The organism is Fictibacillus sp. Mic-4 (assembly GCF_049843615.1).
Classification (GTDB): domain Bacteria; phylum Bacillota; class Bacilli; order Bacillales; family Fictibacillaceae; genus Fictibacillus_A; species Fictibacillus_A gelatini.
Genome location: NZ_JBBHZM010000004.1, coordinates 1 through 12,617, shown reverse-complemented (window position 1 = coordinate 12,617; position 12,617 = coordinate 1). Strand labels below are relative to the sequence as shown.

Below are 12,617 nucleotides of genomic sequence, written 5' to 3'. Positions count from 1 at the left end.
CGTTACGGTTTTATCATTTCCATAAATTGCTTGATCGTATCATACGGCAGAGACGCACTTGTCTTTTTAATAATTTTACCGTTTTTATCTACTAAAACAGTTGTCGGAAGAGGATCAATACCGTAAGCTTCCACAACATCCCCTGTTTTATCATTCACTATCGGAAAAGTTAACTTATATTCTGACTTAAAATCTTTCACCGCAACGTTCGATTCCCCGACATTAACGGCCAATATTTCGACACCTTTTTTCTTATATTCAGAATATAGCTTCTCCATATCCGGCATTTCTTGTTTGCATGGTTCACACCATGTCCCCCAGAAATTTAAAAAAACGCCCTTCCCTTTAAAATCTGAAAGTTTTACCTTGTGCCCATTTAAATCGGTCAATACGAAATTCGGTGCCTGATCCCCGACAGTAGCAACATCATCTTTCGTCAAACTTTTATAAATTGTATAACTGACTGCACAAACGATTATTAAAAGAATGAGTGAGCGAAATAGCAACCGCGTTTTTTTATTCATGTCAATCACCCTGTCCCTATTGTTCCAATTTTACTATAACGTTAAATTATCTCTTCGAAACATCTTTTTTTGACGGTTGTGTGACAGCTTGATTTCGAAGTTGTTTTACTTCATGCGCCGTCAGTACACGAAACTCACCGGGGTTTAATCCTTTAACGTCCAAAAAGGCGTACCGTTCGCGTTTTAATTTGATTACAGGGTGGCCGACATGCTCAAGCATTCGGCGAACCTGCCTGTTTTTTCCTTCGTGAATGACAAGTTCAATGATAGCCGTCTGTTTTTTTCGATCTGCTGAACGCAGTTTTGCTTTTGCCGGTGCCGTTTTTCCATCATCTAAAACGACTCCTTTTTCCAATTTTTTTAATGTTTCCTTCAAAGGAATTCCTTCTACTTTCGCTATGTATGTTTTGTCCACTTTATATTTCGGGTGCATGAGAAGATTAGCGAATTCACCATCATTCGTCATAATGAGTACACCCGATGTATCATAATCGAGCCGCCCGACCGGAAAGATGCGCTGATTGACGATGTCTTTGAAAAAATCCGTCACGACCGGCCTTCCTTTATCATCAGAAACTGCTGTAATAACACCCTGGGGCTTGTACAACAAAAAATAAACGGGCTCCTCTCGCTCAATTTGGATCCCATTCACCTCGATACGATCTTTTCCGGAGACTTTTGTCCCGAGTTCTTTGACGACCTTCCCATTGACTTTCACTTTACCTTCCAATATTAAGTTTTCAGCTTTCCTTCTGGAAGTCACTCCACTTTGTGCAATTACTTTTTGTAAACGTTCCATGCTTTCACCTCTTTTACATGATACCTTCTCTATCTTCAATTCTCAAGAATTCAAGTTTTCATTTCTATTATCCATTGTTAACGTATTTGCAAACAAAAAAACGTTACCTGCGAAATTGGTAACGTTTTGAACTTATGAAAATAGGAGTGAAACAACGATACACGAGGAAATGAATCCAATTAAATCAGCGAGAAGCCCTACTTTAACCGCATATCCCATCTTGCGGATCCCAACCGCGCCAAAGTAAACCGTTAAGACATAAAACGTCGTATCTGTACTTCCTTGAATCGTAGAAGCAAGCCTTCCGATAAACGAATCCGGCCCGTATGTTGCAATTAAATCGGAAGTCATTCCAAGTGCCCCGCTCCCTGAAATGGTCCGCATTAAGGCGAGAGGAACAACTTCACCTGGAATGTGCAGCCGATCAAATAACGGCTTGCAAAAGTTTAACATTAAATCGAGTGCCCCCGACGCCCGGAAAACGGAAATGGAGACAAGCATGCCAACGAGAAATGGAATGATAGAAATGGCCATGGAAAACCCTTCTTTTCCACCTTCAACAAAAGCCTCATATGTCGGTACTTTTTTTATCGTTCCATAGAGAAGAATAAATCCGATTAGAAAAGGAACAAACCATATCGAAAATGAATTGATTAAACTCATGTTCTATTCCCTCCTCTTTTTCGAACGATAATAAAAAAACCGGTCAATCAAGAGTGCCCCCACTGTTGAGAAAGCTGTCGCAATTAACGTTGGCCCAACAATGTCTGTCGGGCTCTCTGAACCAAACTTCATCCGAATGGCAATAATAGTTGTAGGGATAAGTGTGATGCTCGACGTATTGATTGCCAGCAGCGTGATCATCGAACGGCTTGCTTCATTTTTATCACCGTTTATTTTTTTTAACTGTTCCATCGCTTTTATTCCCATCGGCGTTGCTGCATTTCCAAGCCCAAAAAGATTGGCGACCATATTTGATAAAATATAGCCTAATGCCGGGTGTTCCGGAGGAACGTCCGGAAAAATACGCTTTACAATCGGCCGGAACAAATTAGCAAGAACAACGAGTAGTCCGCCTTTTTCCGCAATTTTCATCAATCCGAGCCAGAATACTAAAATACTGATCATCGCAAAACTAATCGTAACCGCTTCTTCGGCCCCTTTGAAGACGGCTTCATTTACTTTATCCATCGTCCCGTTAAACATCGCTACTATAAAGCCAATGACCATCATGGCAACCCATATGTAATTCACCATTTTCTTTAATCCCCTACTCGAATAACAAATAATTGATTTAAAAAATGTTTAATCGTGTTCCAAAGCCCCTTTTTCTCTTCTTTCACCTGGCCTTTTCCTTCATAGTATAACGGCAAATTTCCTATTTCGTCGGAATTAAGGGTAATTTGCATTCTCCCAATCGGTTTAGGTATGCCTCCCTGCCACTTTCCATCTTTAGGAGGACGGTACAATGTGATAGCGGTTTTCACAAGTTTCCGTTCATCCTTCATCAGTGGATATTGAAAGGTTCGGTTCGCTTCAATTTTATTTTCATATTGTTTTAATCGAATGCCGTCGATGACTCCTTTTTTTACAATTGTTGTAAGGTCATATGTTTGAAAGCCCCAATTAAATAAATTTTCATGATCTTCCCAATCATTTGGGTCATCAAGGGTCACTGCGATTAACCCCATCCCGTCTTTTTTTGCTGTGGAAACGAGTGTTCGTTTCGCCCGTTTCGTAAATCCTGTTTTGCCTCCTGTTGAATAGCGGTACAACTTTAACATTTTATTTTTGTTTTTCCAAATTCTGTCCCATTTTTCTCCTTCTTGATGTGACCGATACACTTTCGTTGACGATATTTTTCTAAACTCCTTATTATTCATTGCATATCTTGTCAGAAGAGCCATATCATAAGCGCTTGAATAATGATCTTCATGATCATCCAACCCGTGCGGATTGCGGAAATTCGTATCTTCCATTCCGATCTCCCGCGCCTTTTGATTCATCAAAAGTTCAAATCCTTCGACGCTTCCCCCGACATGTTCAGCAATCGCCACGGCCGCATCATTTCCCGAACGCAGCATAAGGCCATAAACTAAGTCCCTCAGTGGTACACGTTCCCCTGGCGTTAAATAAAGTGAGGAACCTTCCGTTCTTGTTGCTTTCTCGCTTATTTTTACCTTGTCCGACATTTTACCGGATTCAATTGCGATGATTGCTGTCATAATCTTTGTTATACTCGCAATCCGCATTGGACGGTGTTCTTCTTTTCCGAAAAGCACTCTTCCTGATTCTTGTTCCATTAATACGGCAGCCCGTGCAGATACACCAGGACCAACCGCTTTTGTCTTTGCGGGCACTAGCAGCATGAAAAGAAGAATTACAATCGACATTTTCACCTTTTTCGATTGAAAGAACATATTGTATCCCGTCCTTAAGCGTTTTGTACAAGTTTATGCAAAATAAGGATCGTTATGATAACGAATTCTATCTCCTATTCGCTTCCTGGAAGAAATCTTCTTTTTTTCGAAAATTGATATTTATAATTTGTCGCTCCTTCAAGCGCTCTTTCTTCTTCTGGAATGCGGATGGTTAAGAGATAGGCGTTCAACACCGTAAATAAAATAGCGGTGAAATAAGCTTGAAAGAGCAGCGGAATGACAATAATTTCGATACACACCACGAGGTAATTCGGATGGCGTAAATAGAGATATGGCCCCTTTGCGATAACGGATGCTCCCGGCAGAATAATAATCTTTGTATTCCAATAAGGACCGAGAGATGAAATGGTCCAGACTCTCAACATTTGTGCTATTATGTATAAAGTGAACGGAATCGGCCACCATCCCGGCGGCGTTCGGTGAAAAACGGTGACCTCAAACCATAACGATAGGAAAAAAGCGATATGCAACATAACGATCCATTTATAGTGGGCTCGCCCTACTTCGATTGCCCCTTTTGCTCGCATTTTCATTTCATTGCGTCTTGCAAGGAATAGCTCGGCAACACGTTGGATGATGACGAATAGGAAAAAAAGATTAAACCACATTGAATATTCCCTCCTATACCCACCTGACAAGTAACAATTCAGAAGAAAACCCGGGTCCTAATGCCCCAATCAAGCCCATTTGACCTTTTTCGCATACTTTGTCCATAAATCGTTCAAGACAATAAAAGATTGTGGCTGACGACATATTTCCATGGTGTTTTAATACTTCCTTCGAAATGGACAGTTTTTCCTCATTGATTCCAATTGCGCCAACGTATGCATCAAGCACCTTTTTTCCCCCTGGATGAACGATAAAATGATCAATCATTTTTTCATCTAACTGATGTTTTTCTAATAATTGATCAACATTTGGTTTCAGCCACTTCGTTATTATCGAAGGAATATCCCGTGAAAAGACTACATATAAGCCGTTATTTTTAACGTTCCAACCCATCACATCTTCCGAATTCGGCATAAGGGTTGACATCGTATCAAAAATTGCAGGAATTGCCCCGAGCTTTGAGTGCTTGATTAAATCAGATTCGTCCCCACAGATTAATGCACATCCGACTCCATCTGCAAACAGGGATGTTCCGACAAGATTGCTTTTTGATTTATCATCATGTTGAAATGTCAGGCTGCAAAGCTCAACACTAAGGACGAGGGCATTACTCTTCGGATACGCTAAACAATATTCATACGCTCTTGAAAAGCCGGAAGCTCCTCCGGCACATCCAAGTCCCCAGATCGGAATTCGCTTCGTATGGTTGGAAAAGGGTAATTTGTTCATAATCCGCGCTTCAATACTCGGAGTCGAAAAACCGGAACTTGAAATAAAGAAAATCGCATCAATTTCCTCAGGGGAAATCGCGGATTGCAAATGTCCTGATCGAAGCAAACATTTTTCTATTGCCCTGACGCCAAATTGGGTTGCGTTCTCTATATATAACTCGTTTTTCTCTTCCAGAGAATGTGCGGACTCAAACCACTCCAGCGGCATGGCAAAGTAACGGGATTCAATTTCTCCATTTTGAAAAATGGTCAAAAGCCTCTCAATATCTTTAAACTGATGTTGAAAAAGTGACCGTGCAAATTTTAAGGCCGTTTCTTGCGTTAATGAATAGGGTAAATTTTCTGTTTGAACAGAGAGAAATACAGGCATCGCTGACCCTCCAAATATTTCATCTTTTGTATAGTTTTCCTCTAAACCAAAAAAATAAAAGGATTTCCCTTTATTTCAAGGGAAATCCCATTTTTTTCTTTCTCATTCGATTGTTTCCTTAAACTTCGAGAAAAATAAATCGGCTTCTTCTTCAATCGATTGTTCGTTGACGTTTTCAGGAAGCGGAGGGAGTTCTTCAATTGATTTTAAGCCAAAATGATCGAGGAACGCTTTTGTCGTTCCGTATAATATGGCCCTTCCTGTTCCTTCCGCCCTTCCAACTTCTTTAATTAATCCTTTAGCTGAAAGAGTGGAAAGCGGCTTTTCCGTTTTCACCCCGCGGACTTCTTCAATTTCTGTTCTCGTAATCGGTTGTTTATAAGCAATAATCGCCAATGTCTCAAGTGCAGCCTGTGATAATGTCGCATGCTGAGGCGTTGAAACGAGCCGTTCATAGAAACGGGCATGCTCTGGTTTAGTGACAAATTGAAATACCCCTGCCACTTCTATAATCTTAAAGCCTCGTTTCTTCGATTCGTACTCTTCTTTTAATTCACTTAGCAAATCATCAACGATATGTATATCTATTTCCAATACATCCGCGATTTGCTTCCGATCAATTCCTTCTTCTCCCGAAACAAACAGTAACCCTTCTATAATTGCTTTTGTCTCAACTGCATCGTTCAAACTCATTTCTCCCCTGTTACACTAATAAATATTTCACTAAAATTCCCATCCTGGTTACACGTTATTTCTTTTGTTTTCATTAATTCTAAGATTGCTAAAAAAGTAACAACCATATGTTCTTTATTATGATGATGAAAAAGCTCTGAAAATCGTTTTCTCCCATTTTCAAGCCGCAATTCGTTGATAATTTGACTCATACGAAGTTCAATCGGAATTTCTTGTCGTTCAATCGTTGTTCTCTTTGGCAAATTTTTCTCTTTTTTTGCGAATAGTTTTTGCATAGCTTCCAGCATGTCATAAATCGTTACATTTGAAACAGGATTAACCGTTTCTTCATTTTTTCCAAAAGCGGATAAGTCCGCCGGTTCTCTCGTATAGACTAAACTTCGTGCAGCTTCCTTTTCTTTAAGATGTAAAGCCGCTTGCTTAAATTTCCGATATTCAATAAGACGGTTCACTAAATCTTCCCTCGGGTCTTCTTCCACCTCAAAGCCCATTTGCTGATCGATTGGATCTGCTTCCTGTTTAGGCAAAAGCATTTTGCTTTTTATTGCAAGAAGTGTCGCGGCCATCACAAGGTATTCACTCGCAACATCAAGCTTTAATTCTTTCATTGTATGAATATAGTTCATATATTGCTCTGAGATGACCGAAACCGGTATATCATAAATATCAATTTCATACGTGTTAATTAAATGGAGGAGAAGATCAAGCGGACCTTCAAATGCGTCCAGTTTTACGTTATATGGCATCGTTATCCCCGGTTTCCTTCATTCTATTTTCCTGTACAAGATTATAACATATAAATTCAAACAGGCACCCTTTTATCAAAATAGGCATATATCTATAATTATATTGAATGGATTAGAGGTGGAATGAAATGAGTAAATCCAATTTATCGTACCACCAGCTATCGAATGAACGACTAAAACAGCTGAACGGTCTTTTGTCTAAAAAAGATGCAATGGATATTTTGAAATGGGCATATGAAGAGTTTAATGATGATCTTATTTATGCGTGCAGTTTTGGGGCGGAAGGCATCGTTCTGACCGATATGATCAGCAAAATTCGTCCCGATGCGAAAATTATATTCTTGGATACAAATGTTCATTTTAAAGAGACGTACGAATTAATTGAAAAAATGAAAGAAAAGTATCCTTCACTCCAAATCAAACGAATTGAACCACAGCTTTCTCTAGATGCACAACATCATCAATATGGAAAAGACCTATGGAAATCGAATCCTGATTTATGCTGCAAGCTCCGAAAGCTAGAGCCTCTTGCTAACGTCCTCTCCAACTTTAACGCCTGGATTTCCGGATTAAGGAGAGAGCAGTCTCCAGCACGCGCGGCCGTCCAATTTGTCAATAAAGATCATAAATTTTCTTCTATAAAAATATGTCCGCTTATCCATTGGACGTGGGTAGATGTTTGGAATTATATTTCGCTTTTTCAATTACCGTATAATGAGCTGCACGATCAAGGATATCCGAGCATTGGTTGTAAACATTGTACCGTTGCTGTAGATTCAAATAGTGATTTTCGTGCAGGTCGCTGGTCAGGATTTGCAAAGACGGAGTGTGGTTTGCATTTGCAAAAAAACCCTAAAAGCTGCATGTAAGTGCGCCTTTTAGGGTTCGTTATTTATAACTTTCGAAAAAGATGGTGAAGTAATAAAAGAAGATCGATTACTTTTTTCACCTTATCTATATTCGGTTTTTCTAAGTTATTGAAAGAGCTGCTGTTGTTGTCCGCCTCCAGCGGCCTGTCCCTGTTGGTTCCCCATTTGGCCCTGCTGAGCCCCCATTCCTTGCTGGCCTCCCATTTGACCTTGCTGAGCTCCCATTCCTTGCTGGCCGCTTAATTGATTAAATTGCTGATGCGCCTGAGAAATGGCCTGATTCATTTGAAAGAGCAATTGATTGGATTGTACATATTGCATTCCTTGATTTAAGGCTTGAATCGCCTGCTGGATACATTGTTGCAATTGTTGATCGGTTTGTTGCTGCTGCTGTTGTGCCTGGCTAGAGAATTGTTGGATTTGCTGCAAAAGCTGGTTCATTTGTTGCTGAGGCTGCCCTGCATTTTGACCCATTGGCTGCTGGGACTGTCCTGCACTTGGACTCATTTGTTGAGATTTTTGCTGTTGCATGCTGGATAGCGATTGTTGCAGTTGTTGGATTTGATTTTTCAAATGCCCGATTTCCTGAGCTAACTCAACGTTAACAGCTTGTTTGGCAACGGTTTCAATCTTTTTTTCAGTTTGTTTATCCATTGTTTTTGATCCTCCTTAAAGGTAAATTCTCTTGTATCATGTGTAGTAAGGCTTTTTTTATCCGTAAGTTAATCCTTTAAAACATCAAGAAGGGGGACTATTGTAGACGTATGGTTTCCATGTTGTTTCTTTTCCAGTTACCGGGCAGTGGCTAAATGTATCTCCCTTCTTATAGGATTGAATTTTGCCTGCTTTGCAAATGTACTCTCCATTTTCAGCAACAATATCCCTAGTTCGATAGAATATTTTTTCCTTCAATTATAATCCCCCTTTGAATTAGGAAGTTCTATATTATCATTCGACTCGTTGTAATATTAGTAAAAAGGCTATCGTAATTTTGAATCTTTCCTGTCAGGCTCTTTATCAGGATTATCTCCCATTAAAGAATACGCATCGATGTGGCCAACATGATTTTTCGAATTTTCGTCACTATTATTTCTATTGGTATTGCCTGAACCGTTTATTCTCGACATTCAAATCCTCCTCTATCATTCCATTATTTATTCCTTCAATCCTTCAAGCCACTCTGCATAACAAACATCACAAAGAGGCTTTTCTTGTTCCATTCTATTTTTAAAAAAGGCAACAAAGTGTTGTTTCCCTTCCTCTATTTCATAATCACAATAAAAACAGTTTTTTTCCATTGTATAAATTCCTTCTCCTTATTTGTTGTTATTGTGGTTATTGTTTTTCATATTTAAATTTCTTTCTCTTGCCAACAACTCCCCTGGTAAGTCTGCTCTGCTATTTTTGTTTACTTCCGCGGGGTTCTTTTTAGGACCAAGATTTTCCATTAAATATTGCTCCGTATTCCTTTCCGGCATGCGTACCTCCTCCTTTTCCGTACGTTTATAATTTCCGAACTAATTTCTTTTATTCCTTACAGTAATTTTGTTAATGATAAAAATAGTTGCTTTTTGCTACGCTAACAGAGATCAAATTAGGAAGGAATAAAAATAAACTGCAAAAATAGGAAAAATCAACGATATTTAGCAGACATTCATTAAATTAATGGTTTATTTCCGGAATTACAAAAGGGGAATGCTACGATATGAATTTTCTAAAAGAACAGGATCCATTTGATTAAATCCCCATCGGAACAGATTTTGGAGTTAAAATAGAGAAATAATATTGAAAGTCAATCGGTTTTTTGGTGTATCTGTTAGGCTACGGTCAGTCGGTACGAATAAAGGGTAAAAATCATCGCAACTTGAAGCTAGTTAATGTATAATTGTTTTCATTTGCGGAAGAACAGGAATTAACATAAAAATTACTAACGTCATAACTTCCCGAACATGAAATCCATTTTGATTAATTCTGTTAATTATTTCTTCATATGTAATCAAATTTGGGTTATATTCTAATTTTATTTCCCCATCATCAACATCCACAATCTTTCAATCCCTTCGACTTTTGTTAAAAGAGATTCAACAGTTTCGATTGTTCTCCTGTTTTTGCTTCTTTAATGTAAATCGTTTTATTTGTCAATTTTAAACCTCCATTTCGCTCGCTGTTTTGATAATTAAGAATTTACAAAGTGTAACGTTTCCTTTTATTTGGGTCAATATGCAAACACAACAGCGCTCCATAATCGGCATCCTAAAACTTATTATGAAAAGAAAAAAACGCCGGTCAAAGCCGACGTTTTAAATATATTAAAGAATTACCAACTTGCTTTTTTCACACCCGGTAAATGGCCTTTATAAGCTAGTTCTCTAAAACAAATTCTGCAAATGTTGAATTTGGAAAGAACCGATCTAGGACGGCCACACCGAGAACAGCGAGTGTAGTTTTGGACGTTAAACTTCTTTTCTTTTCGGTTTTTTTCGATTAATGATTGTTTGGCCAACTCTTTTCATCCTTTCCATTTAATTTTACCGCTTAGTAGCGAATATATTATTTTACATCCAAATTCCCTTGAAATCCACCGGTTGATATTTCCAGTGATGATGTTAACTAATGTATAATAGGGTTAAAAAACACTCTAGACTACTGAATTAAACAAAAATCCCTTGTGTAAGAAATTTTGGGATATAAAATGGTAAAGAGGATGGTTGTAATTGACTATCTCTTCTTCTTAGGTCATCCGGAAATCGGCTTATCAATATTTATAATTTGCAAAATAAATTGTTCACCACATATTAATATAAGTTAAATTTGTGGCTAGATTTCTGAAGCCATAACGCGTAATGTTCAGCTTCATCAAATGTTGCAAAGATAATGTTCAACTTAAAACAATCATTCGGATCGGATTTATTTTCAAATCAAATGACAGGTTTAATTTAAAGTGGGCATTATCTATTACGACATAAAAAGCTCCCCTTCTACTCTATGCATTCCTTATTTAATTTTGGAAAATCCATCCATTAGAAGATTATTTCCAGTTTCTGTGGTATTTACCCTTTTTATACATAAACCAGCCAATGATTATCAGAACGATACCAACTGTATCGTAAGCCAGATCATACATCAATTGATAGGTGCCAGGTTTAACGTGATGAATCTTTAAGAAATGATGGTTAATGATCCCTTCCAAAAAATTAAACCACCCCGCTCCTAAAAAGAACCCTCCCCAAAATTTCTCTTTTTTCACATTAGGATCACTTTTCCAAAGCAAAATGGCAGCAACAAAAATTACAACGGTTACACTAAGGTGAAAAATGCCATCACTAATAATTTGATTGAAACGATTGGTACGGATATACGTACTGTGCCATTGAAGTAGTTGGTGAAAAATGATGCCGTCTAACATTCCAATAATGCCAACCCCAAATAAGAAAGAACCTAAAAACGTATAGTTTTTCATTATTTTTTTATACATTAAAATCTTTTTTAAACCTCCAATATAATTTTAATCCTATTATTGCCATGTCCAACATTGCAAAAACTGTCAAAGTGCTGCATTTCTATGATGGTTTAAAATGATCATCCGAAAAATCGTTTAAGCGTACAACTTTTTTCATAATATTCCCTCCGATTTAAGATACTAATAGTATATTCATCTGTTCCCAGAAAAAGAAAATACTGAATACCATGTGAATAAGATTGAAAGGAGATTTTTAGTTGTTATTCTTTAAACCGGAATTTCGGAATCATGAGGGAGAAATTATTAATGTTGTCGATTTACAAAATAACGCAGTAGGTTTTATTTCTTTTTTATACAAAGAGAATCAAGAACTATATATTTTCGGCCAATTAAATGACGAAGGAGAAAAGCAAAACTTCATCGATATTGTCTCCCACTATATAGATGGGCTTAAAATAGCCATTCTTGGTAATAGCGATAAAGAACCGAATATCTATCTTCATTCTGGCGGAAATCCGATTGAACTGGATAAAGAAAAAGAAAAGAGCCAATGAGGTCATGAACCCAGATTGATTTTCATGCATAGGATGGTTTCAGAGATACTTACCCATAAGGAGGATTATGGCTGTGACCCATCCACCATGCAATTGCCATCCCCGGCTTATTGATCCAACGGGAGAAAGAACAGGCAAATTAAACGATGTTGGCTTAACAATGTTAATTGACAAAGGCATTGGTCTTGTCGCTTTCGAAGAACTTCTGCAACTTGCCGGCTCTTATGTTGATTTTATTAAACTCGGTTTTGGTACAATGGCGCTCTATCCACCTGAATTGCTTCAAAAAAAATTGCTGCTCGCCAAAAAGCATGATGTCATTTTATACCCCGGTGGCACGCTTTTTGAACTCGCCTACCAGCAGGATGTATTATTGGAGCATTTGCATCACTTAAAACATATCGGATTTGAATATATCGAGATTTCCGACGGCACGATTGATTTGCCTTTTTCTGAACGATGCAAAATCATTAGAAAAGCTGCAAAGCTTGGCTTTAATGTCATTACGGAATGTGGCAAGAAAGCAGATGGGAGTTGCCTCGACATCGAAGATCTAAAAACAACCCTTTATTCTGATCTTGAATGCGGAGCTTGTTTCGTTATTGTAGAAGGAAGAGAATCCGGTGAAAATATTGGCATATATGATAAAAAAGGAGACATCGGCATAGAGTTCCTATCGGCCGTTGAAAAAAACATTCCTTCCAAAATAAGAAAACATTTAATTTGGGAAGCTCCGCAAAAAAATCAACAAATCGGTTTAATCCGATTTTGGGGAAGGAATGTCAATATCGGAAACATTCAAATGGACGATGCCATTAATT

Annotated in this window: 19 protein-coding genes; 3 read left to right on the top strand and 16 right to left on the bottom strand. The window is 38.1% G+C overall.

Translation table 11 applies throughout. The features are described 5' to 3' along the window. Positions 1-2 precede the first annotated feature (2 nt). From resA to WD019_RS04775, 9 genes are all read right to left on the bottom strand, one after another. Positions 3-524: a thiol-disulfide oxidoreductase ResA gene (gene resA / locus WD019_RS04815; RefSeq protein ID WP_026676915.1), complete on the bottom strand. Its 522-nt coding sequence runs from the start codon at positions 522-524 to the stop codon at positions 3-5. A 46-nt stretch (positions 525-570) separates the two neighbouring features. Next, positions 571-1,323 carry a pseudouridine synthase gene (locus tag WD019_RS04810; protein ID WP_026676914.1) on the bottom strand — a complete coding sequence of 251 codons (753 nt, stop codon included), beginning with the start codon at positions 1,321-1,323 and terminating at the stop codon, positions 571-573. Between the two features lie 132 nt (positions 1,324-1,455). Beyond that, entirely contained in the window at positions 1,456-1,986 is a 531-nt protein-coding gene (locus tag WD019_RS04805; protein WP_425710819.1) for a spore maturation protein, read from the bottom strand. Positions 1,987-1,989: 3 nt separating this feature from the next. After that, complete coding sequence (locus WD019_RS04800; RefSeq protein WP_425710818.1) at positions 1,990-2,580, bottom strand: nucleoside recognition domain-containing protein; 591 nt, start codon at positions 2,578-2,580, stop codon at positions 1,990-1,992. Positions 2,581-2,585: 5 nt separating this feature from the next. Next, on the bottom strand, positions 2,586-3,743 hold the full coding sequence (locus WD019_RS04795) for a D-alanyl-D-alanine carboxypeptidase family protein (protein ID WP_425710817.1): 1,158 nt from the start codon (positions 3,741-3,743) through the stop codon (positions 2,586-2,588). Positions 3,744-3,817: 74 nt separating this feature from the next. Continuing rightward, positions 3,818-4,372, bottom strand: coding sequence for an isoprenylcysteine carboxyl methyltransferase family protein (locus WD019_RS04790; protein ID WP_425710816.1), 555 nt, complete (start codon positions 4,370-4,372; stop codon positions 3,818-3,820). 13 nt (positions 4,373-4,385) lie between these two features. Further along, on the bottom strand, positions 4,386-5,474 hold the full coding sequence (locus WD019_RS04785; protein ID WP_425710815.1) for a type III polyketide synthase: 1,089 nt from the start codon (positions 5,472-5,474) through the stop codon (positions 4,386-4,388). A 102-nt stretch (positions 5,475-5,576) separates the two neighbouring features. Next, complete coding sequence (gene scpB / locus WD019_RS04780; protein ID WP_425710814.1) at positions 5,577-6,161, bottom strand: SMC-Scp complex subunit ScpB; 585 nt, start codon at positions 6,159-6,161, stop codon at positions 5,577-5,579. A 2-nt stretch (positions 6,162-6,163) separates the two neighbouring features. Continuing rightward, positions 6,164-6,913 (bottom strand): segregation/condensation protein A, encoded by a 750-nt coding sequence (locus WD019_RS04775; protein ID WP_425710813.1) that lies wholly within the window; start codon positions 6,911-6,913, stop codon positions 6,164-6,166. A 128-nt stretch (positions 6,914-7,041) separates the two neighbouring features. Between WD019_RS04775 and WD019_RS04770 the strand changes: the two genes are divergently transcribed. Beyond that, positions 7,042-7,782 carry a phosphoadenylyl-sulfate reductase gene (locus WD019_RS04770; protein ID WP_425710812.1) on the top strand — a complete coding sequence of 247 codons (741 nt, stop codon included), beginning with the start codon at positions 7,042-7,044 and terminating at the stop codon, positions 7,780-7,782. Positions 7,783-7,887: 105 nt separating this feature from the next. On the opposite strand, the gene WD019_RS04765 is transcribed toward WD019_RS04770, so the two are convergent. From WD019_RS04765 to WD019_RS04735, 7 genes are all read right to left on the bottom strand, one after another. Continuing rightward, entirely contained in the window at positions 7,888-8,436 is a 549-nt protein-coding gene (locus WD019_RS04765) for a hypothetical protein (RefSeq protein ID WP_026676905.1), read from the bottom strand. 84 nt (positions 8,437-8,520) lie between these two features. After that, the gene (locus WD019_RS04760) at positions 8,521-8,694 is read right to left on the bottom strand and encodes a hypothetical protein (RefSeq protein ID WP_425710811.1); all 174 of its coding nucleotides are present in this window, start codon (positions 8,692-8,694) and stop codon (positions 8,521-8,523) included. A 68-nt stretch (positions 8,695-8,762) separates the two neighbouring features. Then, the gene (locus tag WD019_RS04755) at positions 8,763-8,909 is read right to left on the bottom strand and encodes a hypothetical protein (RefSeq protein ID WP_425710810.1); all 147 of its coding nucleotides are present in this window, start codon (positions 8,907-8,909) and stop codon (positions 8,763-8,765) included. A gap of 27 nt (positions 8,910-8,936) precedes the next feature. Continuing rightward, a complete protein-coding gene (locus WD019_RS04750; RefSeq protein WP_425710809.1) occupies positions 8,937-9,080 on the bottom strand; it encodes a hypothetical protein in 144 nt (47 codons plus the stop codon). An 18-nt stretch (positions 9,081-9,098) separates the two neighbouring features. After that, the gene (locus WD019_RS04745) at positions 9,099-9,260 is read right to left on the bottom strand and encodes a hypothetical protein (RefSeq protein WP_425710808.1); all 162 of its coding nucleotides are present in this window, start codon (positions 9,258-9,260) and stop codon (positions 9,099-9,101) included. A gap of 839 nt (positions 9,261-10,099) precedes the next feature. Further along, the gene (locus WD019_RS04740) at positions 10,100-10,285 is read right to left on the bottom strand and encodes a type Z 30S ribosomal protein S14 (RefSeq protein ID WP_425710807.1); all 186 of its coding nucleotides are present in this window, start codon (positions 10,283-10,285) and stop codon (positions 10,100-10,102) included. A 525-nt stretch (positions 10,286-10,810) separates the two neighbouring features. Next, positions 10,811-11,257, bottom strand: coding sequence for a DUF2243 domain-containing protein (locus WD019_RS04735; RefSeq protein WP_425710806.1), 447 nt, complete (start codon positions 11,255-11,257; stop codon positions 10,811-10,813). Between the two features lie 242 nt (positions 11,258-11,499). Between WD019_RS04735 and WD019_RS04730 the strand changes: the two genes are divergently transcribed. Next, a complete protein-coding gene (locus tag WD019_RS04730) occupies positions 11,500-11,796 on the top strand; it encodes a hypothetical protein (protein ID WP_425710805.1) in 297 nt (98 codons plus the stop codon). A gap of 67 nt (positions 11,797-11,863) precedes the next feature. Further along, on the top strand, positions 11,864-12,617 hold a 754-nt coding region (locus WD019_RS04725; protein WP_425710804.1), incomplete at its 3' end, for a phosphosulfolactate synthase.

Excerpts from the sequence above, each read along its gene's own strand:
- WD019_RS04770 (WP_425710812.1), top strand. The coding sequence starts at position 7,042 with ATGAGTAAATCCAATTTATCGTACCACCAGCTATCGAATGAACGACTA.
- WD019_RS04755 (WP_425710810.1), bottom strand. The coding sequence starts at position 8,909 with ATGTCGAGAATAAACGGTTCAGGCAATACCAATAGAAATAATAGTGAC.
- WD019_RS04795 (WP_425710817.1), bottom strand. The coding sequence starts at position 3,743 with ATGTTCTTTCAATCGAAAAAGGTGAAAATGTCGATTGTAATTCTTCTT.
- WD019_RS04765 (WP_026676905.1), bottom strand. The coding sequence starts at position 8,436 with ATGGATAAACAAACTGAAAAAAAGATTGAAACCGTTGCCAAACAAGCT.
- WD019_RS04750 (WP_425710809.1), bottom strand. The coding sequence starts at position 9,080 with ATGGAAAAAAACTGTTTTTATTGTGATTATGAAATAGAGGAAGGGAAA.
- WD019_RS04790 (WP_425710816.1), bottom strand. The coding sequence starts at position 4,372 with ATGTGGTTTAATCTTTTTTTCCTATTCGTCATCATCCAACGTGTTGCC.
- resA (WP_026676915.1), bottom strand. The coding sequence starts at position 524 with ATGAATAAAAAAACGCGGTTGCTATTTCGCTCACTCATTCTTTTAATA.
- WD019_RS04800 (WP_425710818.1), bottom strand. The coding sequence starts at position 2,580 with ATGGTGAATTACATATGGGTTGCCATGATGGTCATTGGCTTTATAGTA.
- WD019_RS04775 (WP_425710813.1), bottom strand. The coding sequence starts at position 6,913 with ATGCCATATAACGTAAAACTGGACGCATTTGAAGGTCCGCTTGATCTT.
- WD019_RS04745 (WP_425710808.1), bottom strand. The coding sequence starts at position 9,260 with ATGCCGGAAAGGAATACGGAGCAATATTTAATGGAAAATCTTGGTCCT.
- WD019_RS04785 (WP_425710815.1), bottom strand. The coding sequence starts at position 5,474 with ATGCCTGTATTTCTCTCTGTTCAAACAGAAAATTTACCCTATTCATTA.
- WD019_RS04810 (WP_026676914.1), bottom strand. The coding sequence starts at position 1,323 with ATGGAACGTTTACAAAAAGTAATTGCACAAAGTGGAGTGACTTCCAGA.
- WD019_RS04805 (WP_425710819.1), bottom strand. The coding sequence starts at position 1,986 with ATGAGTTTAATCAATTCATTTTCGATATGGTTTGTTCCTTTTCTAATC.
- WD019_RS04735 (WP_425710806.1), bottom strand. The coding sequence starts at position 11,257 with ATGTATAAAAAAATAATGAAAAACTATACGTTTTTAGGTTCTTTCTTA.